General features: G+C 73.2%; 26 protein-coding genes. 9 read left to right on the forward strand and 17 right to left on the reverse strand.

Annotated elements, in window-relative coordinates:
• Positions 1-14: 14 nt before the first annotated feature.
• Entirely contained in the window at positions 15-959 is a 945-nt protein-coding gene (locus BLT76_RS18230; RefSeq protein ID WP_090859420.1) for an EamA family transporter, read from the reverse strand.
• 73 nt (positions 960-1,032) lie between these two features.
• Here BLT76_RS18230 and BLT76_RS18235 point away from each other — a divergent pair, with 73 nt between their 5' ends.
• The gene (locus BLT76_RS18235) at positions 1,033-1,929 is read left to right on the forward strand and encodes a LysR family transcriptional regulator (protein ID WP_090859421.1); all 897 of its coding nucleotides are present in this window, start codon (positions 1,033-1,035) and stop codon (positions 1,927-1,929) included.
• A gap of 200 nt (positions 1,930-2,129) precedes the next feature.
• On the opposite strand, the gene BLT76_RS18240 is transcribed toward BLT76_RS18235, so the two are convergent.
• Together BLT76_RS18240 and BLT76_RS18245 are read right to left on the reverse strand one after the other, a co-directional pair.
• A complete protein-coding gene (locus BLT76_RS18240; protein WP_090859424.1) occupies positions 2,130-3,089 on the reverse strand; it encodes a co-chaperone YbbN in 960 nt (319 codons plus the stop codon).
• 33 nt (positions 3,090-3,122) lie between these two features.
• On the reverse strand, positions 3,123-4,328 hold the full coding sequence (locus tag BLT76_RS18245; protein WP_090859426.1) for an acetyl-CoA hydrolase/transferase family protein: 1,206 nt from the start codon (positions 4,326-4,328) through the stop codon (positions 3,123-3,125).
• Positions 4,329-4,506: 178 nt separating this feature from the next.
• On the opposite strand from BLT76_RS18245, the gene BLT76_RS18250 reads away from it, so the two are divergent.
• Positions 4,507-5,661, forward strand: coding sequence for an endonuclease/exonuclease/phosphatase family protein (locus tag BLT76_RS18250; RefSeq protein WP_211753050.1), 1,155 nt, complete (start codon positions 4,507-4,509; stop codon positions 5,659-5,661).
• A gap of 245 nt (positions 5,662-5,906) precedes the next feature.
• On the opposite strand, the gene BLT76_RS18255 is transcribed toward BLT76_RS18250, so the two are convergent.
• The 3 genes from BLT76_RS18255 to BLT76_RS18260 all read right to left on the reverse strand — a co-directional run bounded on the left by BLT76_RS18255 (position 5,907) and on the right by BLT76_RS18260 (position 7,190).
• Positions 5,907-6,428, reverse strand: a complete 522-nt coding sequence (locus BLT76_RS18255) for a PH domain-containing protein (protein WP_244509470.1) — start codon at positions 6,426-6,428, stop codon at positions 5,907-5,909.
• Entirely contained in the window at positions 6,425-6,571 is a 147-nt protein-coding gene (locus BLT76_RS25820) for a hypothetical protein (RefSeq protein WP_170867133.1), read from the reverse strand. The genes BLT76_RS18255 and BLT76_RS25820 overlap by 4 nt, the downstream gene beginning before the upstream one ends.
• A gap of 118 nt (positions 6,572-6,689) precedes the next feature.
• On the reverse strand, positions 6,690-7,190 hold the full coding sequence (locus BLT76_RS18260) for a VOC family protein (RefSeq protein WP_090859642.1): 501 nt from the start codon (positions 7,188-7,190) through the stop codon (positions 6,690-6,692).
• A gap of 58 nt (positions 7,191-7,248) precedes the next feature.
• Here BLT76_RS18260 and BLT76_RS25825 point away from each other — a divergent pair, with 58 nt between their 5' ends.
• Positions 7,249-7,416: a hypothetical protein gene (locus BLT76_RS25825; protein ID WP_170867134.1), complete on the forward strand. Its 168-nt coding sequence runs from the start codon at positions 7,249-7,251 to the stop codon at positions 7,414-7,416.
• 4 nt (positions 7,417-7,420) lie between these two features.
• On the opposite strand, the gene meaB is transcribed toward BLT76_RS25825, so the two are convergent.
• Both meaB and BLT76_RS18270 read right to left on the reverse strand, forming a co-directional pair.
• Positions 7,421-8,383, reverse strand: coding sequence for a methylmalonyl Co-A mutase-associated GTPase MeaB (meaB, locus tag BLT76_RS18265; RefSeq protein WP_090859430.1), 963 nt, complete (start codon positions 8,381-8,383; stop codon positions 7,421-7,423).
• Positions 8,367-9,566 (reverse strand): acetyl-CoA C-acetyltransferase, encoded by a 1,200-nt coding sequence (locus BLT76_RS18270; protein ID WP_090859432.1) that lies wholly within the window; start codon positions 9,564-9,566, stop codon positions 8,367-8,369. Before BLT76_RS18270 ends, meaB begins: the two co-directional genes overlap by 17 nt.
• A gap of 145 nt (positions 9,567-9,711) precedes the next feature.
• Between BLT76_RS18270 and mce the strand changes: the two genes are divergently transcribed.
• Positions 9,712-10,149: a methylmalonyl-CoA epimerase gene (gene mce / locus BLT76_RS18275; RefSeq protein ID WP_090859434.1), complete on the forward strand. Its 438-nt coding sequence runs from the start codon at positions 9,712-9,714 to the stop codon at positions 10,147-10,149.
• On the opposite strand, the gene BLT76_RS25445 is transcribed toward mce, so the two are convergent.
• From BLT76_RS25445 to BLT76_RS18295, 4 genes are read right to left on the reverse strand one after another with little or no spacing between them, the layout of a single operon-like run.
• A complete protein-coding gene (locus BLT76_RS25445; protein ID WP_139175667.1) occupies positions 10,076-10,405 on the reverse strand; it encodes a hypothetical protein in 330 nt (109 codons plus the stop codon). The two genes, mce and BLT76_RS25445, sit on opposite strands and share 74 nt — an antisense overlap.
• A 51-nt stretch (positions 10,406-10,456) precedes the next feature.
• Complete coding sequence (locus tag BLT76_RS18285) at positions 10,457-11,317, reverse strand: 5-oxoprolinase subunit C family protein (protein WP_211753052.1); 861 nt, start codon at positions 11,315-11,317, stop codon at positions 10,457-10,459.
• Positions 11,314-11,943 (reverse strand): 5-oxoprolinase subunit B family protein, encoded by a 630-nt coding sequence (locus BLT76_RS18290; RefSeq protein WP_090859438.1) that lies wholly within the window; start codon positions 11,941-11,943, stop codon positions 11,314-11,316. The genes BLT76_RS18285 and BLT76_RS18290 overlap by 4 nt, the downstream gene beginning before the upstream one ends.
• Positions 11,940-12,701 carry a LamB/YcsF family protein gene (locus BLT76_RS18295; RefSeq protein ID WP_244509471.1) on the reverse strand — a complete coding sequence of 254 codons (762 nt, stop codon included), beginning with the start codon at positions 12,699-12,701 and terminating at the stop codon, positions 11,940-11,942. Before BLT76_RS18295 ends, BLT76_RS18290 begins: the two co-directional genes overlap by 4 nt.
• Positions 12,702-12,802: 101 nt before the next feature.
• Here BLT76_RS18295 and ccrA point away from each other — a divergent pair, with 101 nt between their 5' ends.
• From ccrA to BLT76_RS18310, 3 genes are all read left to right on the forward strand, one after another.
• Positions 12,803-14,158 (forward strand): crotonyl-CoA carboxylase/reductase, encoded by a 1,356-nt coding sequence (ccrA, locus tag BLT76_RS18300; RefSeq protein ID WP_090859648.1) that lies wholly within the window; start codon positions 12,803-12,805, stop codon positions 14,156-14,158.
• 141 nt (positions 14,159-14,299) lie between these two features.
• Positions 14,300-15,538: a coiled-coil domain-containing protein gene (locus BLT76_RS18305; RefSeq protein WP_244509472.1), complete on the forward strand. Its 1,239-nt coding sequence runs from the start codon at positions 14,300-14,302 to the stop codon at positions 15,536-15,538.
• On the forward strand, positions 15,535-16,671 hold the full coding sequence (locus BLT76_RS18310; RefSeq protein WP_090859443.1) for an AI-2E family transporter: 1,137 nt from the start codon (positions 15,535-15,537) through the stop codon (positions 16,669-16,671). Before BLT76_RS18305 ends, BLT76_RS18310 begins: the two co-directional genes overlap by 4 nt.
• 7 nt (positions 16,672-16,678) lie before the next feature.
• On the opposite strand, the gene BLT76_RS18315 is transcribed toward BLT76_RS18310, so the two are convergent.
• Entirely contained in the window at positions 16,679-17,650 is a 972-nt protein-coding gene (locus BLT76_RS18315; RefSeq protein WP_244509473.1) for an EamA family transporter, read from the reverse strand.
• Positions 17,651-17,698: 48 nt separating this feature from the next.
• Between BLT76_RS18315 and BLT76_RS18320 the strand changes: the two genes are divergently transcribed.
• Positions 17,699-18,238 (forward strand): CGNR zinc finger domain-containing protein, encoded by a 540-nt coding sequence (locus BLT76_RS18320; protein ID WP_090859446.1) that lies wholly within the window; start codon positions 17,699-17,701, stop codon positions 18,236-18,238.
• A 1-nt stretch (position 18,239) separates the two neighbouring features.
• Here BLT76_RS18320 and BLT76_RS18325 read toward each other — a convergent pair whose 3' ends face one another.
• Both BLT76_RS18325 and BLT76_RS18330 read right to left on the reverse strand, forming a co-directional pair.
• Positions 18,240-19,016, reverse strand: coding sequence for an alpha/beta fold hydrolase (locus BLT76_RS18325; RefSeq protein WP_090859448.1), 777 nt, complete (start codon positions 19,014-19,016; stop codon positions 18,240-18,242).
• 10 nt (positions 19,017-19,026) lie between these two features.
• Positions 19,027-19,794, reverse strand: a complete 768-nt coding sequence (locus BLT76_RS18330; RefSeq protein ID WP_090859450.1) for an endo alpha-1,4 polygalactosaminidase — start codon at positions 19,792-19,794, stop codon at positions 19,027-19,029.
• Between the two features lie 32 nt (positions 19,795-19,826).
• Here BLT76_RS18330 and BLT76_RS18335 point away from each other — a divergent pair, with 32 nt between their 5' ends.
• Positions 19,827-20,327 carry an SRPBCC family protein gene (locus tag BLT76_RS18335; protein WP_090859452.1) on the forward strand — a complete coding sequence of 167 codons (501 nt, stop codon included), beginning with the start codon at positions 19,827-19,829 and terminating at the stop codon, positions 20,325-20,327.
• Positions 20,328-20,523: 196 nt separating this feature from the next.
• On the opposite strand, the gene BLT76_RS18340 is transcribed toward BLT76_RS18335, so the two are convergent.
• The gene (locus tag BLT76_RS18340; protein WP_139175670.1) at positions 20,524-22,986 is read right to left on the reverse strand and encodes a hypothetical protein; all 2,463 of its coding nucleotides are present in this window, start codon (positions 22,984-22,986) and stop codon (positions 20,524-20,526) included.
• Positions 22,987-23,013: 27 nt separating this feature from the next.
• Entirely contained in the window at positions 23,014-24,813 is a 1,800-nt protein-coding gene (locus BLT76_RS18345; protein ID WP_090859456.1) for a 3-hydroxyacyl-CoA dehydrogenase family protein, read from the reverse strand.
• Positions 24,814-24,821: the final 8 nt, after the last annotated feature.

Raw genomic sequence — 24,821 nt, forward strand, 5'->3', positions numbered from 1 at the left:
GAACGGTCGCCGGCTCACCGTCGGTCGGCCGGCACCAGCGGCAGCGGTGCGTCAGCGACCTCCTCGGTGCCGGGAACGGTGGCCCGCTCACCGCCGAGCCGGGCGGGCCGGCCCGAGCGCAGCGCAACCAGCACCCCGACCACCAGCAGCAGCCCGCCCCCGGCCTCGGCCCGGTTCGGGACCTGGTCGAGCAGCAGCCAGGCCGAGGCCATCGCCACGACCGGGGCGAGCAGGATCCACGGCACGACCGCGGCCGAGGGGTTGCGGGCGAGCAGCGAGTTGAAGACGCCGTACCCGACCAGCGAGGCCAGCCCGGCGGTGTAGAGCGTCGAGAGCGCCGCCTGCCAGCCGAACGCGGCGAGCCCGTCGCCCACCGCGGCCGGGCCGTCGACGACCAGTGCGAGCGCCAGCAGCGGCACGGGTACGACGGTCGCCGACCAGACGGTCAGCGACAGCCCGCCGGGGACCTTCGCCGCGCGCGAGACGACGTTGCCGATGCCCCAGGAGAGCGCGCCCAGCAGGCAGAGCAGCAGCGCGCTAGCCGGGACGTGCCCGCCGCGGCCGAGACCGACCACGACCAGCCCGGTGACCCCGAGCAGCACCCCGCCGATCTGCGCCGAGGTCGGGATCTCGCGCAGCGCGCCGGCGGCGATCACGATCGTGAAGACGACCTGCGCCTGCAGCACCAGCGCGGCCAGACCCGGCGGCATCCCGGCGTCCATGGCGACGTACAGGAACCCGAACTGGCCGGTCGACATCAGCGTCCCGACGAGTGCCAGGGTGCGCCAGGAGACGGCCGGGCGCGGGATCAGGAAGAGAGCCGGGATGAGCACCACGACGAAGCGGATCCCCACGAACAGCAGCGGCGGGACGCCGTCCATCCCCCAGTCGATGACGACGAAGTTGAAGCCCCAGACGGTGGCGACGAGGGCGGCGAGGAGGGAGTCACGGCGGGTCACACCCCTATCCTTCGGCACGAGCACCATGAAGCACCAGCGAATTGATCTGCACCGATCCATGTAGCATCGCTGCATGATCGATCTGACCGCGCTCACCGCCCTCCGGGCCGTCGCGACCCACGGCTCCGTGGTCGGCGCGGCCGACGCCCTCGGGTTCACCCCCAGCGCGGTCTCCCAGCAGGTCAAGCGGCTGGAGAAGCAGACCGGGGTCCCGCTGCTGGAGCGGGTCGGCCGCGGCGTGATGCTCACCGGCCACGGCCGTCACCTCGTGGACGACGGCGGTCGGCTGCTTGCCGACCTGGAGCGGCTGGAGGCCGGCCTGCACCGGCAGGCCGGGGCGGTCTCGGGCCACCTGCGGCTGACCACGTTCTCCACGGCGATGCGCGGGCTGATCGCCCCGGTCGTGCGCGACCTGCTCGCCACCCACCCCGACCTGACCGTCACGCTGACCGAGCGCGAGCCCTGGGACACCGTCGACCTGGTGGCCACCGGCCAGACCGACGTCGGCGTCGTGCACCGCTGGGGCGACGTCGCCATCGCCGTCCCCGACCACCTGGCCACCATCCTGGTCGCCCAGGACGTCGCCGACGTGATCGTCCACCCGGCCCACCCGCTGGCCGCGCGCGAGCGGGTCACCCCCGCCGACCTGGTCGACGAGGGCTGGATCGCGACCCCCGAGGGCACCATCTGCCGACAGTGGCTCAACCGGATGTACGACGGCACCGGCCGCCTGCCCCGGATCGCCCACACGGCGATGGAGTTCGACTCCCACCTCGCCCTGGTCCGCGCCGGGCTCGGCATCGCGCTGGTCCCGCGACTGGGCCGACAACCCCTCGACGGCGTGGTCGCCGTACGCGCCCACGACCCGGTTCCCACCCGCGACGTCGTCGCCGTGCACCGGCGCAGCATGGCCGACTCCCCCGCCGTCAGCGCGGTGCTCGCCGCCCTGGCCACCTCGGTGGTCGAGTAGCGAGGCCCACGCCCCTCGCTGGTCGAGTAGCGAGGCCCACGCCCCACACCCTCGCTGGTCGAGTAGCGAGCGCCAGCGAGCGTATCGAGACCCTCGGTCACGGTCTCGATACGCCGGTCGCGACCTCCTTCGTCGGTCGCGCGGCTACTCGACCTTGCCACTGCTTCCTCGTCCCCGAGCGAGCTCCGGGACGAGGGCGGCTAATACAGCGCGGAGGCGAGGGCCTGGCGGCCCTTCAGGACGCGGGCGTCGTCGTTGCCGACAGCGGCGAACAGGCCGAGCAGGTGCTCACGGGCGGCGTCACGCTCCTTGCCGGAGGTACGACGGACCAGGTCGACCAAGCGCGTGAAGGCGTCCTCGACGTGCCCGCCGTAGAGGTCGAGGTCGGCGACCAGGGTCTGCGCGTCGAGGTCGTCGGGCGCGGCCGCGGCCGCGGCTCGGGCGGCGTACAGGTCGACGCCCTGGACGCGCTGGAGCACCTTGGCCATGGCCAGCCCGGCGGCCGCCTCGGCGTCGGCGGGGTTGGCGGCGACCAGCTTCTCGTACTCCGCGACGGCCCGGTCGACGTCGCCCTCGGCGAGCGCGTCCTGGGCGGGCGCGTAGCGCGGGTCGACGTACTCCTCGTCCTCCTCGCCGTCCGCGGCGGAGCCGGCCTGCCGCGGCTGGTGCCGGCCGCTGATGCCCTGCGCGGTGAGCTGCTGGGCGAGCTGGTTGAGCAGCGTGCTGAGCTCGTCGGCCTGCAGCACACCGGGGATCGGCTGCGTCGCCGGCCGGCCGTCGAGCAGCACCATCAGCAGCGGGATCTGCTGGACCTGGAGCGCCTGCGCGATCTGAGGCGTCACGTCGACGTCGACCAGGGCGGCCAGGAAGCGGCCCTCGTAGGCGGCGACGGCGGCGGCCACGTCCTCGGCGTACGTCGCGCTCTCGGGCGAGCGGCCCGGCGAGTAGAGCACCAGCACGACGGGCGCGGTGACCGACGCCTCGATGGTCTCCTGGAAGTTCTGCTCGGTCACGGAGACGGCGTACGACGAGCCGCTGCCCGGTGCGCCACCCGGCGCGCCCGCGGGCGCTCCGGCACCTGCCGGCGGGGCGCTCGGCGCGGGACGCTTCAGCGCCGACAGGTCGATGGCACCGGGACGGGAGAACGGCTGCTGACTCATGGGCCCAATCCTAGGGATCCCGGGGTCACCCGATCACGCCAGCCCGAGCTCGACCGCCTCTTCCAGCAGCTCGTCGCGCACGCTCGGGTGCGCCACGGAGATGATCTGCCGGGCCTGCTCGCGCTCGTCGACGCCGAAGACCTCGGCCAGCCCCTGCTCGGTGACGACCGCGCTCATCTGGAACGAGGTGACCGGCTCGTCGACGAGCGGCACGATCGTCGAGACGTCGGCCTTGGGGTGCCAGGATCGCAGCGCCATGAAGGCCTGGCCGCCCTGGCTGTGCAGGGCGCCGACGTAGAAGTCGGTCTGACCGCCGAAGCCGGAGTGGATCCGGGCCCGGATCCGCGAGGCGTTGACCTGGCCGAAGAGGTCGACCTGCAGGGCGGTGTTCACGCTGACCATCTGCGGATTCCGGGCGATCCGCGCCGGACTGTTGGTGACCTCGGTGCGTCTCATGACGATCCGGTCGTTGCGGTCGACCCACTCGAGCAACTCCGGCGATCCGAAGAGGAACGACGCCGTGATCGCGACGTTGCGGTCGAGCGCGCCGGCCTTCTCCAGGGCCAGCACGCTGTCGGAGAACATCTCGGTCCAGACCCGCAGCCCGGTCCGGTCGACCAGCCCGCGCAGGGTGGCGTCGGGGACGGCGCCGATCCCGGCCTGCATGGTGGAGCCGTCGCTGACCCGGCCGGAGACCAGCGCACCGATCCGGGCGGACGTCTCGTCCACGGCGTGCACCGGGGCGTGCGGCATCTCCGCGTCGCCCTCCACCAGGACGTCGACCTGGGCCAGGTCGAGCTCGGCGTCACCGTACGTCCACGGCATCCGGTCGTTGACCTGGGCGACCACCAGGCCGCCCCGGCGGCGGCAGGCCTCGATCGCGGCCGGCAGCACGTTGACCTCGACGCCCAGCGAGACCTTGCCGTCGCGCGGGCGGGTCGTGTGCAGCACGACCAGGTCGGGCGGCAGCCGGTCCGCGAAGAGCCGCGGCACCATCGACAGCCGGGCGGGCACGTAGCGCAGCCGCGGGCTGCGCCGCTGGGCCGGACCCACGAAGGACGACTCCAGGACGACGCCCTCCCGGTCGGGCAGGCCGGGCTGGCCGTTCAGCGCCCAGAGCCGGTACGACGCCAGCGCCTCGTCGACCAGCCCCAGCAGGTGCCACGGAGTGGCGTGGTTGCCGGTCACGACGACGCGGGGGTTCTCGGGCAGGCGGGCCAGGGCGGTACGGAGGTCCACGTCCCCATCCCACCACGCCCCCGGGCGCCGGTCCGGGGCCGAAGGTCACCCGCCGACGGGACGTTCGCTCGCGGTTCGGTTTCCCGACACCTGCCCCGGGGACGCTCGAGCCATGTCTCTCTCTCGGGGAGCCGCCGCTTGCGTCGCGGCTCTGATCACCACGTCCACCCTCACCGCCGTGACCGCCGGGCCCGCCGACGCGGGCCGCGGCCACCACGGCCATCACGGCCACCAGGACCGCACCCTGCGGTTCCAGACCTTCAACGCCTCCCTCAACCGGGCCACGGCCGGCGAGCTGGTCGCCGACCTGTCCACGCCCGACGACGCCCAGGCGGCGGCCGTCGCCGAGATCGTCCAGCGCACGCGACCCGACGTACTCCTGCTCAACGAGTTCGACTACGTCGAGGGCGGGAAGGCCGTCGACCTGTTCCGGGAGAACTACCTCGAGGTGCCGCAGGGCGACGCCGAGCCGATCCGCTACCGCTACTCCTACGTCGCCCCGTCCAACACCGGCGTCCCGAGCGGGCACGACCTCGACAACAACGGGACCGTCGGCGGCGGCAACGACGCCTTCGGCTTCGGCGAGTTCGAGGGTCAGTACGGCCTGGTCGTGCTGAGCCGGCTGCCGATCGACACCCGCAAGGTGCGCACCTTCCAGCACTTCAGGTGGGCCGACATGCCCGGCAACCTGATCCCGACCGCCTTCTACTCCCCCGAGGAGCAGGCCGACCTGCGGCTGTCGTCGAAGTCCCACTGGGACGTCCCGATCAAGGTCGGGCGCCGGAGCGTGCACTTCCTGGTCTCGCACCCGACCCCGCCCACCTTCGACGGGCTCGAGGACCGCAACGGCCGCCGCAACCACGACGAGATCCGGTTCTGGGCCGACTACGTCGCCGGCGCCCGCTACCCGTACGACGACCGCGGCCGCCGCGGCGGGCTGGCCCGGGGCGAGTCCTTCGTGATCGCCGGCGACCAGAACGCCGACCCGCTCGACGGCGACTCCGTGGACGCCGCGATCGACCAGCTCCTCGGCTCCCCGCGACTGCGCGACCCGCTGCCGACGTCGGCCGGCGGTCCCGAGGCGGCGGCCCGGCAGGGCGGCGCGAACGCCACCCACCGCGGCGACCCGTCGTACGACACGGCGGACTTCGCCGACACCGCCCCGGGCAACCTGCGGGCCGACTACGTGCTGCCCTCGCGCGACCTGAGGGTGCGCGACGCCGGAGTGTTCTGGCCCGAGCCGAGCGACCCGCTCTCGCGGCTGACCGGCGAGTACCCCTTCCCGTCCTCGGACCACCGGGCGGTCTGGGTCGACGTCAAGGTCCGCCGCTAGCCGTTCGGGGTGGCGGTGGTGGGGCCACCGTCACCTCTGGGCTGCGGGGGTTTCGACACGGTTGCTGCGCAACCTGCTCAACCACCCGCTCCCGGTGGTTGAGCAGGGACGAAAGTTGCGCGTCGAAACCCCCGGGAGCGCCGGTGGTTGAGCAGTCCCGTGTCGAAACCCCCGCAGCCCGACCGCCCACCTGGATCGAGACCATCGCTCGACCACCATCAGCGGATCCGCTGGCGTGTCTTCTGCTAGTTCATGCGGGGACCACGGAGCCCGCTGCGCTGCACCACCCGCTGGATGGACAGGTCCCGCTCGTCGGGGCGGCCGACGTAGCGGATGTCGCGCAGGCCCTGCTCCTGGGCCGCGGACTCGAACACGAAGTGGCCGAAGCCGAGGACCCGGCCGTGCAGCGGCTTGACGACGGTGATGTCGAGGATCCGGCTGAGCGGCATCGTGGCCAGGTTGCTGGAGAGCACGCCGTGCACGCGGAAGACGCGCATGTTGGTGATCACAAACCGGTCGCGGTGCTCGCGCAGCACCCCCCAGAGGCCGTACAGGAAGACCGCCAGGGCGATCAGCATCACGACCCCGGCCACGTCGACGTGGATCCAGGGCGTGGTCGCGAGGAGCACGATCGAGGCGACGATCGCGAGACCCGGCCGCAGGTAGGCCATCCAGTGATGGACGACCTCGTCGACGATCACCTCGCCCTCCTCGCGGAGCAGGTGGCGGGCGATCTGGGGGTCGGCGAGGGAGCCGAGGAGCGTCACAGCTCGCCGAAGAACGTGATCGCCGACGAGAACACGTCGCCGGTCGCCTCCCAGGCCCGGCCCCCGCCGTCGCTCGCCGTGTCGGCGAGCCCTCGAGGGTCGGAGACCAGCCAGAAGCCCAGGAACACCACGAGCACAGGCACGACTGCCTTCTTCACTACGACACCATCCTCAGACACCCGGAGTCAGACATGGATCGCCGTCGATGATGGCGTACGGCGGGCCGCGGACCCGGCAGGCGCGCCGGTCCAGACCAGTCGGCTACCCGGCGCGGACCGCGTCGTAGAACGCCTGCATGGCCGGGCCGATCCGGGCCAGCTCGACGTACGGGACGCCGGAGGCGGAGCCGTCGACGTAGGCGAACTCGATCTCGCCGTCCATCATCGAGCCCCGCATCAGCACCGGTACGCCGGCCGCCTCGGCCCGACGACAGGCCGCGTCCACGTCGTCGACGGCGAAGCAGAGGTGGTGCAGCCCGGGCCCGTTCCGGTCCAGGAACTCCCGGTGGATGGTGGGGCCGCTGACCGGCTCGATGAGCTCGAGCTGCAGGTCGCCGGCGTACCCGAGCGAGACGTGGGCGGTGAAGTCGACCGGCCGCCCGCGCAGGGTCGTGGTGTCCGGACCGAACCGGACGTCGGGGATCCGGGTCCAGGCGCCCACGCCGAACTGCTCGCTCAGCAGCCGCTCGGTGGCGGCGACGTCGTCGGTGACCCAGGCGAGCTGGATGACCGGACCCTCGGCTATCCCTGGGGCGATCGTCATGGCCGGACCGTAGACCGGATCGCCGCAGGTCGGGCCCGCGCCGGCCGATGAGCGGGGCATGGACACCCTCTTCGACGGTCTGATGACCGTGGCGGCCGGCCTCCTGGTCGGCGCCGCCTGTCGCGTCGCGATCGACGCCTGGGACCCCGCCCGCGCGGAGGCGCGCACCTCGCTGACCGACGCCCGGCTCGAGGCGTTCCTCGAGGCGGCCGGTCGCTACCGCTGACCCGTCAGGAGTCGGCGAGCAGCTCGTCGGCCGCGGCGTAGGGGTCGCACTCCCCCGCCACCACCCGCTCGGCCAGCGCGTCCAGCTCGGACCGCCCGCCGAGGTCGGCCCAGCGCGACCGCAGCGCGGTGACCGCGATGGTCTCGATCTCCCGTCGCACCCGACGGGTACGACGGCGCGCCAGCTCCCCCGTCGACTCCAGCCACGCGTGGTGGTCGGCGATCGCCGCCGCGACCTCGTCGAGCCCGGTGCCGGCCCGGGCGACCGTCTTCACGATCGGCGGTCGCCAGGCGTCCTCGGTCCGCTCGGCGAGCGCCAGCATGGAGCGGAGGTGGCGTCGTACCTCGTCGGCGCCGTCGCGGTCGGCCTTGTTGACGACGTAGACGTCGCCGATCTCCAGGATCCCGGCCTTGGCCGCCTGGATCCCGTCGCCCATCCCGGGCGCGAGCAGCACCAGGGTGGTGTCGGCCTGGGCCGCGATGTCGACCTCGCTCTGGCCCACGCCCACGGTCTCGACCAGGACCACGTCGTAGCCGGCGGCGTCCAGGACCCGGATCGCCTGCGGGGTGCTCCAGGCCAGCCCGCCCAGGTGGCCGCGGGCGGCCATCGAGCGGATGTAGACGCCGTCGTCGGAGGCGTGGTCCGACATCCGCACCCGGTCGCCCAGGAGCGCGCCGCCGGAGAACGGCGACGAGGGGTCGACGGCCAGGACGCCGACCCGGTGTCCCGCGCCTCGCAGCTCGCGGACCAGGGCGCTGGTGGTGGTGGACTTGCCGACGCCGGGCGAGCCGGTGACGCCGACCACCTGCGCGCGGCCGGCGTACGGCGCCAGCGCGGCCATGACCTCGCGCAGCAGCGGCGACTCGTCCTCGACCAGCGAGACCAGGCGCGCGACGGCCCGGACCTCGCCGGCGCGGGCGCGCTCGACGAGGTCCGGGACGTGGACGGCGCTACTTCTTCGGGACACGCACGATCAGCGCGTCGCCCTGGCCGCCGCCCCCGCAGAGCGCGGCCGCGCCGACGCCGCCGCCGCGGCGCTGCAGCTCCAGCGCGAGGTGCAGCACGACGCGGGTGCCGGACATGCCGACCGGGTGGCCGAGCGCGATGGCGCCACCGTTGACGTTGACCTTCTCGGGGTCCAGGCCCAGCGCGCGGGTCGACTCGATGCCGACCGCGGCGAAGGCCTCGTTGAACTCGACCAGGTCGAGGTCGTCGACGGTGAGGCCCTCCTTGTCGAGCGCCTTCCGCGTCGCGTTGGCCGGCTGCAACTGCAGGCTGGAGTCGGGGCCGGCGACCATGCCGTGCGCGCCGATCTCGGCCAGCCACTCCAGGCCCAGCTCCTCGGCCTTGGCCTTGCTCATCACGACCACCGCGGCCGCGCCGTCGGAGATCTGCGAGGCGGAGCCGGCGGTGATGGTGCCGCTCTTGGCGAACGCCGGGGGCAGCTTGCCGAGCGACTCGGCGGTGGTGTCGCCGCGGACGCCCTCGTCGGCGGAGACCACGATCGGCTCGCCACGACGCTGCGGGATGGTCACGGGGACGACCTCGTCGTCGAAGACGCCGTTCTTCCAGGCGGTCGCGGCCTTCTGGTGCGAGGCGGCCGCGAAGGCGTCCTGCTCCTCGCGGGTGAGCTGCACGCCCTCGGCGTTGACCTGCTCGGTCAGCCCGCCCATCGCCTGCTGGGTGGCCTGGTCGTAGAGGGCGTCGTACGCCATCGAGTCGACGAGCTTCACGTCGCCGAACTTGAAGCCCTCACGCGACTTCGGCAGGAGGTGCGGGGCGTTGGTCATCGACTCCATGCCGCCGGCCACGACGATCTCGCACTCACCGGCACGGATCAGCTGGTCGGCCATCGCGATCGCGTTGAGGCCGGAGAGGCAGACCTTGTTGATGGTGATCGACGGCAGGCTCCACGGCAGGCCACCGGCGATGCCGGCGGCCCGGGCCGGGTTCTGGCCGGCGCCGGCGAGGATGACCTGGCCCATGATCAGGTAGTCGACCTGCTCCGGCTGCACGCCCGACTTCTCGAGGGCACCCTTGATCGCGATGCCGCCGAGGTCGGAGACCGACAGGGACTTCAGACCGCCGAGCAGGCGGCCGATCGGGGTGCGGGCACCGGCGACGATCACCGAGGGCGAGGCGCTAGACATGGGTTCCTCCAGAGCGGGGCGGACAGGCCGATGTCTCGGACCTTACCCACGGGTCACATGCCTGGCGAGGGGCTGTGAGATGCCCGGATGAGGCACATGTCACAAGGCGTCGCCGCACTGCGCGCCGTCGTACGACGATGGGGCCATGAGCCTGCCGACCCACCTCTTCACCGCCATCGACCACGTCGGCATGGCCGTGCCCGACCTCGACGAGGCGATCGCGTTCTACCGCGACGTCTTCGGCATGACGCTGGCGCACCAGGAGGTCAACGAGGAGCAGGGGGTGCGCGAGGCGATGATGGCCGTCGGCGACTCCGGCTCGTCGGTCCAGCTGCTCGCGCCGATCGACGAGACGTCGACGATCGCCACGTTCATCGGCCGCAACGGCCCGGGCTGCCAGCAGGTCGCCTACCGGGTCGAGGACGTCGAGCAGGTCAGCGCGATCCTGCGCGAGCGCGGCGTCCGCCTGCTCTACGACGCCCCGAAGCGCGGGACGTCGGACTCGCGGATCAACTTCGTGCACCCCAAGGACGCCGGCGGCGTGCTGGTCGAGCTGGTCGAGCCCGCGGGCTCGGCGCACTGACCTGCAGCAGGACCGTGGCGAGGTCGCCCATCGCGTCGTGCACGCAGCGGTAGGCGCGGCGCAGCCGCTCGTCCCGCGACTCGCGGTGCGGGCCCAGCGCGACGAGCGCGACGCTCAGCCGGTGGCCGACGTCCTCCAGACCGTCGTCGGCGCGCGTGGCGTCCACCCGCCCGGCCACCCGGCCGGAGCGCAGCAGCAGCTCCGTGGCGTTGCAGGGCTCGACCTCGGCCCGACGTGACCACGCCCACACGGTCATGGGGCCACGGTACGCCCGAACCGTCCGGACGCCGCGTGAGCCGCCGGTCGGTCAGAGGCGGGTCCAGCGGAACCGGACCGCCTGCCCCGGCCGGACCTGGGCGGCCAGGTCGACGTCGGCGTCGACGACGACGCCGACCACCGGGTAGCCGCCGGTCACCGGGTGGTCGGCCAGGAACAGCACCGGCTCGCCCCCGGGCGGCACCTGCACCGCGCCCCGCCAGGCTCCCTCGCTGGGCAGCTGACGGTCGGGGTCGCGGTGACGCAGCGGGGAGCCGTGCAGCCGCACGCCCACCCGGTTGCTCTCGTCGGACACCGTCCACGCGGTGCTGACGAGGCGGTCGGCGTCGGCCAGCCAGCCGTCGCGCGGACCGCGCACCACGCGCAGCTCGACCACCTCCGGCAGCCGTAGCGGGGGCAGCAGGTCGGTCGCGGGCAGGTCGCCGGTCGGCGCCCCGACCGGCAGCTCGTCGCCCTCGGCCAGCGGCTCGGGCCCGAGGCCGGCCAGCACGTCGCGGCTGCGCGAGCCGAGCACGGCCGGCAGGTCGAGCCCGCCGCGGACCGCGACGTACGAGCGCAGCCCGGAGGGCGGCCTCCCGAGGCGGACGACGTCGCCGTCCCGCGCCCTCGCGACGTACGACGACCCCGTGTCGCGGTCGCCCACGCGCACGGGCGCCGGGGCACCGGTCACGCAGAGCGTGACCGCCCCCCCGACCACCTCCAGCTCCAGCCCGCCCAGCAGCACCTCGATCCCCGCCGCCGCCTCGGGGTTGCCGACCGCCCGGTTGGCCAGCCGGAGCGCGGCCCGGTCGGCGGCGCCGGAGCGGCCGACCCCGATCGCCGCGTGGCCGGGCCGGCCGAGATCCTCGACCAGCGCCAGCGGCCCGGTACGACGCACCCGCAGGACGGTCACCGGCCGACCTCCACGAACCGCACCCTGAGGCCGCGCTGCAGCAGGGCCGGCGGGTCGCGGTCGAGGTCCCACAGCCGCAGGTCGGTGCGGCCGAGCAGCTGCCAGCCGCCGGGCGAGGCGCGCGGGTAGACGCCGCTGAACTCCCCCGCCAGGCCGACCGCACCGGCCGGGACGGCGGTGCGGGCCCGCTCCCGGCGCGGCACCCGCAGCCGCGGGTCACCGCCGACCAGGTAGCCGAAGCCGGGGGCGAAGCCGCCGAAGGCGACCCGCCACGGCGTACCGGTGTGCGCGGCGACCACCTCGGCCGCGGACAGCCCGGTCAGGGCCGCGATCTCCGCGAGGTCGGGGCCGTCGTACACGACGGGGACCTCGAGCACGCCCGTGTCCGGCTGGCCTGCGCTCGTCGTACCGGCTCGGACGGCGCGCAGCGCCTCCCGCACGCGTTCGTACGGCGCGTGCTCGCCCAGCACCACGAGCACCGTCTCTGCGGCCGGCACGACGTCGACGACGCCGGTCGGCCGGTCGGACTCGAGGGCGTCGACCCAGGCCAGGGCCCGCTCGGTGCTGCCGAGCTCGACGAGGACCGCGCGGTCGCCGTACGGCAGCAGCGTCGGGGGCTCGCTCACGCGAAGGCTCGCAGCTCGACCCCGGCCTCCCGGAGCCGGGCGTTGACGGCCTGAGCCGTGCGAACGGCACCCGGGGTGTCACCGTGGACGCAGAGCGAGTCGGCCCCGACCTCGACCACCGTCCCGTCGACCGCCACGACCGTGCCCTCCACGGCCATCCGCACCGCCCGGTCCGCGACCTCGTCGGGGTCGGTGACCAGCGCGCCGGCCTCCGAGCGCGGGACCAGGGTCCCGGCGGCGGTGTAGCCGCGGTCGGCGAACGCCTCGCGGACCGTCCGCAACCCGGCCCGCTCGGCGGCGGCCAGCAGGGCGGACCCGGGCAGACCGAGCACGGCCAGGCGGCCGTCGTACGCCGTGACCGCGTCGACCACGGCGCCCGCCTGCTCCTCGTCGTGGACGGCGGTGTTGTAGAGCGCGCCGTGCGGCTTGAGGTAGGCGACCCGGGTGCCTGCGGCCCGCGCGATGCCGTCCAGCGCGCCGAGCTGGTAGAGCACGTCCGCCGTCAGCTCGGCCCGCTCGTAGGCGATGTAGCGACGGCCGAATCCGGCGAGGTCGCGGTAGCCGACCTGGGCGCCGACGCTCACCCCGAGGCCCTGGGCGACCTCGCAGACCCGGCGCAGGGCAAGCGGGTCGCCAGCGTGGAACCCGCAGGCGACGTTGGCACTGGTCAGGGCCTGGAGGAGGGCGGCGTCGTCGACGAGCTCCCAGCGCCCGAACGACTCGCCGACGTCGCTGTTGAGATCGATGGTCCGGGCCACGGGCCCACGGTAGAGCCAGATAGATCACAGGTGGTCGCGCTGGGCGTTACCGACCGGTAATACTCGGCCCACTCGTGACCCCGACCACGCAGGAGCCCGACGTGCAGCACATCCTCGACGCCATCCTCGCCGCCTCCACCGATCCCGGGAGCACCTCCCCGGAGGACTTCGCGAACCTGGAGATCCCCGAGTCCTACCGCGCCGTGACGGTGCACAAGGACGAGGTCGACATGTTCGAGGGCGTCGCCTCGAAGGACAAGGACCCCCGCACGTCCCTGCACGTCGAGGACGTGGCACTCCCCGAGCTCGGCCCGGGCGAGGCGTACGTCGCCGTCATGGCCAGCGCGATCAACTACAACACCGTCTGGACGAGCATCTTCGAGCCGGTCTCGACCTTCGGGTTCCTGGAGCGCTACGGCCGGGTCTCGGAGCTGACCAAGCGCCACGACCTGCCCTACCACGTGGTCGGCTCGGACCTGGCCGGCGTCGTGCTGAAGACCGGTCCCGGCGTGACCGCGTGGAAGCCGGGCGCCGAGGTCGTGGCCCACTGCCTGTCGGTCGAGCTCGAGGACCCGGCCGGCCACGACGACTCGATGATGGACCCGCAGCAGCGGATCTGGGGCTTCGAGACCAACTTCGGCGGTCTCGCCCACATCGCGCTGGTCAAGTCCAACCAGCTGCTCCGCAAGCCCGACCACCTGACCTGGGAGGAGGCGGCCTCCCCCGGCCTGGTCAACGCCACGGCGTACCGCCAGCTGGTCTCCAAGAACGCCGGACAGATGAAGCAGGGCGACAACGTCCTCATCTGGGGCGCCTCCGGCGGCCTGGGCGGCTTCGCGACCCAGTACGCCCTCAACGGCGGCGCGAACCCGATCTGCGTCGTCTCCAACGAGGAGAAGGCCAAGATCGTCCGCTCGATGGGCGCCGAGCACGTCATCAACCGCTCCGAGGAGAACTGGCAGTTCTGGAACGAGGACGGGACCGAGCAGAACCCGAAGGAGTGGCAGCGACTCGGCAAGCGGATCCGCGAGCTCACCGGCGGCGAGGACATCGACATCGTCTTCGAGCACCCGGGCCGCGAGACCTTCGGCGCGAGCGTCTACGTCACGCGCAAGGGCGGCACCATCACCACCTGCGCGTCGACCACGGGTTTCATGCACGAGTACGACAACCGCTACCTGTGGATGAACCTCAAGCGCATCGTCTCCAGCCACTTCGCCAACTATCGCGAGGCCTTCGAGGCCAACCGGCTGATCGCCCAGGGCAAGATCCACCCGACCCTGTCGCGCACCTACTCCCTCGACGAGGTCGGCCAGGCCGCGCTCGACGTCCACCACAACCTGCACCAGGGCAAGGTCGGGGTCCTCTGCCTGGCCCCCGAGGAGGGCCTCGGCGTCCGCGACCACGAGCTCCGCGCCCGCCACGAGACCGCGATCAACCGCTTCCGCGGCGTCTGATCCGCCCCGCCCGCACCACCCACCACCCCGGTTCCTGCCCGGTCGCCACACCGTCGGGAACCGGGGTGGGAAGTTTTCAGGGTCATCGGGGAGGATGGGCCAGCGAGACCTCCCCCGATGCGGAAGAAGGATGCTTCGACCATGAGCGACCAGGGCCTGTCCATCTTCGACGACGAACCCGACAAGGAGTCGGCCGACGGCGAGAAGACCCAGGTCATCCCCGTCGTCGACCAGAAGGGTGCGGCCCAGGCCGCTCCCGCCGCGAAGCCTGCCGCGCCGAAGCCGGCGGCCGCGGAGCCGACCCAGAAGCGTCCGGTGATCCCGCCGGCCCGGCCCGCCCCGAGCCCCTCGCGGTCGACCGCCGCCGCTCCGCGCACCACCTCCACGACGCCGTCCTTCCCGGTCGTCCGGCGCAACGGCTACGACCCTGCCGCGGTCGACGGCGCCTTCACCCAGCTGGCCGGCGAGAAGGCCGGCCTGGGGGCCAGCCTGGCCGAGTCCGAGCGCCGCGCGGTCGCCCTGGAGGAGCAGCTGGAGGCCGCCCGCCAGGAGCTCGCCGAGCACGCGAACCCGTCGTACGCCGGCCTCGGCGGTCGGGCGAGCGCGATGCTCCGGCTGGCCGAGGAGGAGGCCAACGAGATCCGCGAGACGGCCGACCGCGACGCGGCCGAGATCCGCGACCAGGCCACCCGCGACGCCAAGGCGATCCGGGCCGACGCCAGCCGCGAGGCCGAGGACATGCGCACCGTCCAGCTCGCCGAGCTCGACGAGATGCGGCAGCGCGCGACGGCCGACGCCGAGCAGGAGCGCACCCTGGCCCGCGGCGAGGCCGAGGACCTGCGCGCCTCCGCGCGCCGCGAGTCCGAGCAGCTGCGCCTGGCCGCCCAGCAGGAGACCACCGAGCAGCGCACCACCGCCCAGCGCGAGGTCGAGCAGGCCCGGGCCGCGGCCGACCGCGAGGTCCAGGAGGCCCGCCGGATGCTGGCCGTCGAGAAGGAGCGGCTGGCCCGCGAGGCGACCGACTTCCACAACAGCGCCACCGCCGAGACCCGCAAGCTGGTCCAGGAGGCCGAGGAGCGCGCGACCGCGGCCGAGGAGCGGGCCCGCCAGGCCACCTCGCAGGCCACCGAGCACCGCCAGCAGGCCCAGACCGAGGCCGAGGCGCTGCTCAGCCGGGCCCGGCGCGAGGCCGAGCAGATCGTCACCTCGGCGCGCACCCAGGCCGAGTCGATCAGCTCCTCCGGCAACGCCGAGGCCGAGCGCGAGCTGGCCCAGACCCGCGCCGAGCTCGAGCGGCTGCGCAAGCGGCGCGATGCGATCACCGCCCAGCTCGCCTCCCTGCGCGACGTGGTCGCGGGCTTCGGCGAGGACGACGCTTGAGCGACGCGCCGGAGGCGGCCGCCCCGGCCGTCCCGCCCGAGGACACCCTCCCCGAACGCACGACCGTCGCGAGCCCCGACCACCTCGGCGAGCCCGGCCCGCCGCTCGACCACAAGGCCCCCTTCTTCGTGGGTCTGGTCGGCGGGCTGGGCTTCGCCCTGGCCTGGTGGCTCTTCGACCTGGTCACCGGCATCGGGTCGACCCTCGTCCTCATCGTGGTGGCGTTCTTCATCGCCGCCGGCCTCAACCCGGTCGTGCTCCTCCTCGAGCGACGCGGCCTGAAGCGCTCGTACGCCGTGATCGCGGTGATCATCGCGTTCCTGGCCGCGCTGGCCCTGTTCTTCGTCGCGATCGTCCCGGTCATCACCGACCAGATCACCAAGATCACCGACAACGCCCCGCACTGGCTCGACGAGCTGCAACGCAACCGTCGGGTCCAGGACCTCAACGACGAGTACGAGGTCGTCGACAAGATCCGCGACTACGTCACGAACGGGGACTTCGCCGGCGCCGTGTTCGGCGGCGCGCTCGGCATCGGCCTGGCGGTCGTCGGCGCGCTCTTCAACGCGTTCATCGTGCTGGTCCTCACGCTCTACTTCCTGGCCTCGATGAAGTCCACGACGGGCGCCCTCTACAGCCTGGCCCCCGCCTCGCGCCGCGACCGGGTCAGCCGGCTCGGGGACCGGGTGATCGCCGGCATCGGGGGCTACGTCTCGGGCGCGTTCGTCGTCGCCCTCTGCGCCGGCACCTCGACGCTGGTCTTCCTCTTCATCGTCGGCCTCGGCGAGTACGCCGTCGCGCTGGCCTTCGTGGTCGCGCTGCTCGACGTCATCCCGATGATCGGCGCGACGCTCGGCGCCGTGGTCGTGACCGCGATCGCCTTCGCCACCGACGTCAAGACCGGGATCATCTGCGCGATCTTCTTCATCATCTACCAGCAGCTCGAGAACTACGTGATCTACCCGCGGGTGATGTCGCGCTCGGTCGACATCCCCGGCGCGGTCACCGTGATCGCGGCCCTGGTCGGCGCGGCCCTGCTCGGCGTCGTCGGCGCGCTGCTGGCGATCCCCACCGCCGCGGCGATCCTGATGCTGGTCCGTGAGGTCTACGTACGCCGGCAGGACGCCCGCTGAGCGATGCTCAGGCCGGTGTCGGCACCTCTGTCCGCACGGTCCGCTCCCCCAGCTTCACGCCGACCACGCCGGCGAGGATGAGCAGGCCCCCGAGGAGCTGCACCGCCCGGGGCAGCTCGTCGAGCAGCAGCCAGGCGAACCCGACGCTCGCGACGACCTCCAGCAGCGCGACGAACGACGCGAGCCGCGAGCCGAGGCGCCGGTTGGCGGCGACGCCGGCGACGTAGGCGAGGGCGGCGGTGATCACGCCGAGCCCGATCAGCGGCACCCACCAGGCCACGTCGCCGACGGCGTACGACGCCCGCGCGGTGCTGGCCGTCATCGGCATCAGCCCGACCAGCCCGAGGGTGCCGAGCACCGCGGTGCCGACGACCAGGCCGCCGGCGGCCAGGGTCAGCCCCGGCAGGCCGTTGGACTCGTCGGCCGAGATGATGAAGTACGACGCCGCGCCGACCATCGCGGCCAGCGCCCACAGCACGCCGGCGGTGCTGAGGTCGGCACCGGACAGGAGGTCGAGGACCAGCACCAGGCCGAGCGCGGCGACTCCCGCGCCCGCGAGGGTGAGCGGGCCGGGCCGCTGCCCGTGGCGCAGCCACAGGAAGACGACGACGGCGGCCGGCGCGGTGTACTCGATGAGGATGGCCGGGCCGACCTGCATGTGGGTGATGGCCTGGAAGTAGCAGAACTGCGCCCCGGCCACCGCGAGCAGGCCGTAGAGGCCGATCAGCCCGGCGTTGCGGCGGACCAGCCGCCAGCGCCCGCGCAGCGCCACGATGCCGAACGGGAGGACGACGGCGGCGGCCAGCGCCACCCGGACCAGGACGACCGAGCCTGCGGTCCAGCCCGTGTCGAGCAGGCCCCGGGCGAGGGCGCCGGACATGCCGAAGGACGCCGCCGAGACGATGGCGAGGAGCAGCCCGGCCGCGAGGCGTGACCCGTCCGCGACGATCGGGGCGACCGGATCGCTGTCATGAGTCATTGCCGTCATGGAACATGACAGTAGGGGCCCATGGAGTAACCTGTCAACGTGGTATTCGCCCATGACACCGAGATGGCCCTGCAGGCGGCGGCGACGCTCGCCAACAGCGCACTCGACCCCGACACCCTCGAGACCGTCGCCGACCTCGACGAGATGTACGCGCGCTTCGAGTACACCGGTCGCCACGAGCGCACCCGGGCCGAGCTCGACGAGGTCCGCGCCCTGCGGCCCCGGCTCTACGCGCTGCTGACCGCCGACCGCGACCGCGCCGTCGAGCTGGTCAACGAGATGCTGGCCGAGGCCCGGGCGCTGCCCCGCCTGGTGCGCCACGACCGCTGGGACTGGCACCTGCACGCGGTGGCCGACGACGCCCCGCTGGCGACGCGGTTCCTGGTCGAGACGGCGATGGCCATGATCGACGTGATCCGCGCCGACGAGATGTCCCGCCTGGACATCTGCGCCGACGACGACTGCGAGGGCGTCGTCCTCGACCTGTCCCGCAACCGCTCGCGGCGCTTCTGCTCCAACTCCTGCGGCAACCGCAACGCCGTGGCCGCCTACCGCGCCCGCCAGGCCGCGAGCGGCTGAGTCAGGCCAGGAACCGCTTCAGCACCTCGAGGAACACCGCCGGCTGCTCGGAGTGCACCCAGTGGCCGGCCCCCTTCACCGTCACCTTGCGCACCCGCGGGAACCACCGCTCCATCGCGGCGGCGTACTCGTCCTGCACGTACGACGAGGTCTGGCCGGCGACCCACAGCACCGGCCCGTCGTACGGCGCGGTGCCGGCCAGGGCGTCCTCGGGCCAGCCACCGAGCACCGGAAGGTCGCGGCCGAGCACGTCGAGGTTGGGCTGCCAGGCCCAGCCGTCGCCCTCGCGACGCAGGTTCTGCAGCAGGAAGCCCCGCACGGTCGGGTTCGGCACCGCCTCGACCAGGGCCGCGTCGGCCTCGTCGCGCCGGGTCAGCGCAGCCAGGTCGAGACCCTGCATGGCGTCGATGTAGCGGCCGAACTCCGACAGACCGTGGTAGTCGACCGGCGAGATGTCGACGACGCAGAGTCGCTCGACCAGCTCGGGGTGGCGCAGGGTCAGCACCATCGCGGCCTTGCCCCCCATCGAGTGGCCGATCAGCGCCACCGGGTCGTCGGCGGACAGCAGCGCGGCGACCTCGTCGGCGACGTCGAGGTAGTCGAACCGGTCCTGCCACGGTGAGCGGCCGTGATGGGGCATGTCGACCAGGAGGACCCGGTGGTCGGGCGCCAGGGCCTTGGCGACCGAGGTCCAGTTCTTGCCCTGGCCGAAGAGCCCGTGGCAGAAGACGACCCGGGGCCCCGACTCGCCGTACGACGTGGTGTGCAGGCCGGCCATGGCGGCGAGGCTACTTCCGGCAGTACTCGCGCACGCCGTCGGGGCTCAGGTCGCGGTCGCGGTAGACGACCGCGAGCCGGTCGCCGTACTCGCGACAGGTCTTCACGAGGTCCTGGCGGCGGTACTCGATGACCAGGACGCGCCGGCCGTACTCGGCGGCGTACTGCCCGCACTCGTCGTAGCGCCCACACTCCTCGGCGACGGCGAAGTCGAAGCCGACCCGACGGCCGTGGAAGCCGGCGAGGTTCTTCTGCCCGACGGCCAAGCCGACCCGGTGGGCCCGCCGGGTGAGCAGCCTCGAGAACGCGACGGCGTGCCGCTTGCGGACCAGGCCGTGGCTGCGGGTGAAGGAGTCGAGGTTGTCGTACTCGACGGCCTCGTAGCCGGCGCGCGCGCAGCCGGCCGTCCAGCGGCCCACCACCCGAGCCAGGGCTCGGCGCTTCTGCGGGGTGCGGATGTCGAGCAGCCACTCGCCCCAGGCCTCGTCGACGACGACCTTGCCGGCGCCGTCGCGCAGCAGCAGGTGGCGGCGCTTCTTCCAGAACCGCTTCTCGTTGGGCTGGGTCTGGAAGCCGTTGACGTAGCAGACGTCGTAGCGCCCGGCCGGGCGCGCCGTACGCTCGCGCACCACGATGCCGACGTCGTCGGGGACGCTGCGGTTCCCCCCGAGCTGGTAGTCGACGCCGGTCCCGACCGGCAGCTGGTCCACGGCGTACGACGGCGCGACGCCGCCCACCAGCAGACCCAGCACGACGAGCATCCCCATGATCTTGCGCATGCCCGACGGTAACCCGGGGCACGGACCGAAGCATGACCGAGCCTGCCCGCTCCGAGACCCGCCTGGAGACCAGCCGCCTGATCGCCGCTCCCGCCGCCGACGTCTTCGCCCTGCTCTGCGACCCGCAGGGTCACGTCGCCATCGACTCCTCCGGGATGCTCCAGGACGCCACGGGCGAGCCGGTCACCGCGGCGGGTGACAGCTTCGTCGTGCACATGGACCGCGAGTCCTTGAACGACTTCCCCGAGATGGGGCGGTACGACGTCACCGTCACCATCCAGGAGTACGAGCCGGACCGGCTGATCTCCTGGAACATCCTGGGCCGGGTCCGCCCGCAGATCGGCCACGTCTACGGCTACCGGCTCGACACGGACGAGTCCGGCGGGACCCTGGTCACGTCTTTCTACGACTGGTCCGACATCCACCCCGACTGGGCCGCGGCCGGCATCTTCCCGGTCATCTCCGAGGACGCCCTGCGCGCCACCCTCGGCATCCTCGACCGCACGGTACGACGGGGCTTCGTCCGGCCGTGAGGGTCTCGATACGCTCGCTGGCGCTCGCTACTCGACCACCGAGACGGGGCTCGACGGCGGCCCTCGGTGGTCGAGTATCCCGCGAGGCACGAGCGGGCGTCCCCTGCTCGATGGTCGAGTAGCCCGCGAGGCACGAGCGGGCGTCCCCTGCTCGGTGGTCGAGTAGCCCGCGAGGGACGAGCGGGCGTATCGAGACCTAGTCGTCGCCCTCGCCCGCGTCCTCGTTGCACTCCAGCTGCGGCGGCTCCTCGCCCGGGAACGCCAGCAGGCTGAGCTGCGGGAGCCGGGGTCGGTCCAGGTCGAGGACCAGCGCCCGCCGGCGCGAGGGCCGGCCGGCCCGGTCGCGGTAGTCGTACCCGGCGTCGACGCGCGCCCCGACCGTGTAGAGACACTCGTCGAAGCGGGTGATCGCGGCGACCGGCCCGCGCAGGTCGGCGACGTCCTCGCGCAGCGCAGCGATCCGGGACCGGCGATCGCGCGCGCTCGCCCGGTCGACACCCTCGCCGGGGTCGCGGTCGCAGCGACCGAGGGCCAGCAGCTGGTAGTCCGGGTCGTCACGCTCGCTGCGGTCCAGGTCGAGCGCCGGCCGGTACGCCGTCCGACCGCCCACCCGGGCCAGGTAGCCCAGCCGCTGCTCGGCGTCGCCGTCCTGGGTCACCGGGACCGACGTCAGGCAGGACTCCCACGCGTCGAAGCGGGCCGCCTTGCGGTCGATCACCCGGACCGCCCGCTCGAGCCGGGCCAGCCGCGACCGGCGGGTCGGGCGGGCGGCTCGGGCGTCGGCTCCCGTCCCGTTCGGCGCCGGCGCCCGGCTCAGGCAGCGACGGGCCGGCGACAGGGCGAGCAGCCGCCACCGGGGCGCCCCGACCGTCGGCGCCAGCGCGGGTCGCCGGTCGAGACCGGTGCCGTCGCGCTCGTCGTAGGCGTAGCCCCAGCGGTGCCGCGGGTCCCCCAGCCGGTCCACGCCGACCGGGCGCGTGCAGCGGCGCAGCGTGTCGAAGCGTCGTACGCCGCGGCGCAGCCGCTCGACCCGCACCTCCAGGCGGCCCAGCCGGGACCGGGGCCGGGTCCGGTCCCGGGACCTGGCCGGAGCCGCCTCGTGGACGGCCGCCGGCTCCGTGGCCGCGGGCGGGGGCGGGACCGGGGGCGCACTCCTCTCCGGGCCGGGCAGCGGAGCCGACTGCACGGCGCCGATGTCGCACGGCGCGCCGGTGTCGCGGCGGTTGCCGAGGGCGTCGTGGGCCAGCACCCGGTCCCAGACCAGCCAGGCCTCCAGCAGCTGCCCGGCCGGGACGCGGGCGGGCAGCCGGCCCCGGCAGGACCCGGACGGGATGCGGGCGCGGACCGGGCTGTCGTCGTACGGCTCGAGCACGAAGCCGCCGGGGTCGTCCTCCAGCCGGGCCAGCTGCGGGCTCTCGCCCATGATGTCGGTGGCCGCCGACAGACCGCAGGACGACTCGGTGGTGAAGTTATGGCCCCCCGAGACCGGGTGGTGCAGGCGACAGCTGCGGCGGGTCGGGATGGTGTCCCCGGTGACGCCCTCGAAGGCCGGCGGCCCGAGGATCGAGCCGAAGACCTCGCTCGGCCCGGCCGCCCCGAGGTCGCCCGCGATCGACGCGATGTTGCGGGTGACGGTGGAGGAGACGACGTAGGCCCGGCCCGCGGTCAGCAACCCGCCGCCCTCGCCCTCGGCGTAGTTGTCGGTGACCGTCGAGTTGACCACCGCCAGGTCGCCGCGGGCCCAGACACCACCGCCGGCGTGGGCGACGGCCAGGTTGCGCGCCACGGTCGTGTTGACCAGCAGGACGTCGGCCTCGCCGGCGATCGCCCCGCCACGATCGTCGGCCCGGTTCCCGATCAGGGTCGAGTCGAGCACCGCGACGTCACCGTCGACGGTGAAGATCGCGCCCCCGGGACCGTCCGCGTCGCTGCCGTCGATCAGCGAGTCGACGACCGTGACGTCGCCGTCCTCGTCGGCGTACAGCGCGCCTCCGTCGCCGTCGGTCGTGTTGCCGTCGGCGTACGACCGGACGACCAGGACGTCGCCGGTCGAGCCGATCGCCCCGCCCGAGCCGTCGACCAGGTTGTTGCTGAGCACCGAGTCGTGGACCCGCACCCCGCCCCGCCGCGCGTAGAGACCCCCGCCGTCGTCGTTGGCGAGGTTGCCGCTGATCCGGCACCGGCGGGCGGTGATCCGCCAGCTCGCGAACACCCCGCCGCCCGGCTCCTCGGACAGGTTCTGCGCGACCACGCAGTCCGACAGCAGCACCTCCCCGCGGGAGATGAGGCCGGCGCCCGGTCCGTCCGCACCGCCGCGCGTCAGCGTCACGTGCCGCAGGTCGACCAGGCCGGTGCCGTCCTGGCGCAGCACCCGTTTCTCGAAGCAGGTCTGGCGCAGCACGTGGCCGTGCCCCTCCAGCACCACCGGGTACGGCGACTCGCGGATCGGGTCGCCGAGGTGGCAGTCGCGCAGCACCACGTCGGCGCCGAGGTCGATCCGCCGGCGGGTCGGATCGGCCCAGGCGGCCCGCAGGGCGGACTCGGTCGTGACCGCGCTCCCGGCCCCGTCGGCGGCGGACGCCGCGTCCGCGGGCACCATCAGGACGAGCAGGACCATGGCACCTGCCAGGGTGCTCGAGCCGGCCTGCGCGCGGGGCACGTCCGCGACGCTACGGCAACGCTGGCCTCAGCGGACGCTGTAGTCCCGGAAACCGCGCTTGGTCTTGCGGCCCAGGTAGCCGGCGGTGACCAGGTGCTCCAGCAACGGCGCCGGTGCGAAGCCCGGCTCGCGGAACTCCAGGTAGAGCTCGCGCTGGATGGCCAGCGAGACGTCGTTGCCGACCACGTCGAGCAGCTCGAAGGGCCCCATCGGCAGCGCGCACCCCTGCTTCATCGCGGTGTCGATGTCGTCGGCCGTCGCGTAGTGCGCCTCGAGCATCTTCACGGCATCGTTGAGGTAGGGGAAGAGCAGCGCGTTGACGATGAACCCGGCCCGGTCCCCACAGGTCACCGCGACCTTGCCGACCTTCGCGCACAGGGCGCGGGTGGTCTCGGTGACGGCGTCGTCGGTGGCCACGGTCGAGACCACCTCGACGAGCTTCATGATGGTGGCCGGGTTGAAGAAGTGCATCCCGATGACGTCCTGGGGACGGCTGGTCACCTTGGCCATCGCGATGATCGGCAGCGACGACGTCGTGGTGGCGAGGATGGCGCCGGGCTTGCAGATGTCGTCGAGGTTCTCGAAGAGCGTCGTCTTGATCGCCAGGTCCTCGGCGATCGCCTCCACCACCAGGTCGACCGCGGCCAGGTCGTCGAGCGAGGCGGAGCCGGTCAGCCGGGACAGCACCTCGACCTTCTTCTCCTCGGTGGACCGCCCGCGCTGGATCTGCTTGTCGAAGCTCTTGGTGATCGCGGCGACGACGCCGTCGACCTTCTCCTGGCTGCGGCCGACGTACGTGACGTCGTACCCGCTCTTGGCGAAGACCTCGATGATGCCGGTGGCCATCGTGCCGGTGCCCACGACGCCGACGGTGGTGATCTCGTGGCGCAGCGCCGGCTCGTCGTCGGCCGACGGGGTGAGGGCGTCGGCGACCACGACCGGACTGTCGGGGGCCTCGTAGGTGTAGAAGCCACGCCCGGTCTTGCGGCCGAGCAGGCCCGCGGTGACCATCTGCTTGAGGATCGGCGACGGGGCGTGCAGCCGGTCGCGGCCCTGCCGGTACATCGTCTCGAGGATCTCGTACGCCGTGTCCAGGCCGATCAGGTCGAGCAGCGCGAGCGGGCCCATCGGGTAGCCGCAGCCGTAGCGCATGGCGGCGTCGATGTCCTCGCGGGTCGCATAGCGGCCCTCGTACATCGCGACCGCGTGGTTGAGGTAGCCGAACAGCAGGGTGTTGGCGATGAAGCCGGCCTTGTCGCCGCAGACCACCGGGTTCTTGCCGAGCGCCTCGACCAGTGCCTTCACCTCGCCCAGGACCGTGTCCTCGGTGACCACGGTGCGCACGATCTCGACGAGGTCCTGGACGGGCGCGGGATTGAAGAAGTGCACGCCGACGACGCGACCGGGTCGGGCCGTCGCCGTCGACAGGTCGGTGACCGAGAGCGAGGAGGTGTTGGTCGCCAGGATCGCGTCGGGCGCGACGATCGCGTCGAGCTCGCGGAAGATCTGCTTCTTCAGCTCCATCGACTCCACCACGGCCTCGACCACGAAGCCCGCCCCGGCGAGGTCGCTCAGCTCGGTCGTCAGCGAGATCCGGCCCAGCAGCTCGGCCTGCTCGGCCTCGGTCAGCTTCTCGCGCTTCACCGCGCGGGCCGTGGAGTGCTCGAGGTACTGCCGACCCCGGGCCAGCGCCTCCTCGTCCTTCTCGACGCCGACGACGGCGTACCCGTGACGGGCGAGGACCTCGGCGATGCCGGCACCCATGGTGCCGAGGCCGACGACGCCGACGGTGGTGAGCGTGCGGGCGGTGGCGGTGGTCTCGGTCATGTCGGGGA

Origin of the sequence: Nocardioides lianchengensis (assembly GCF_900101465.1) — a bacterium.
GTDB classification, from domain to species: Bacteria; Actinomycetota; Actinomycetes; order Propionibacteriales; family Nocardioidaceae; genus Nocardioides; species Nocardioides lianchengensis.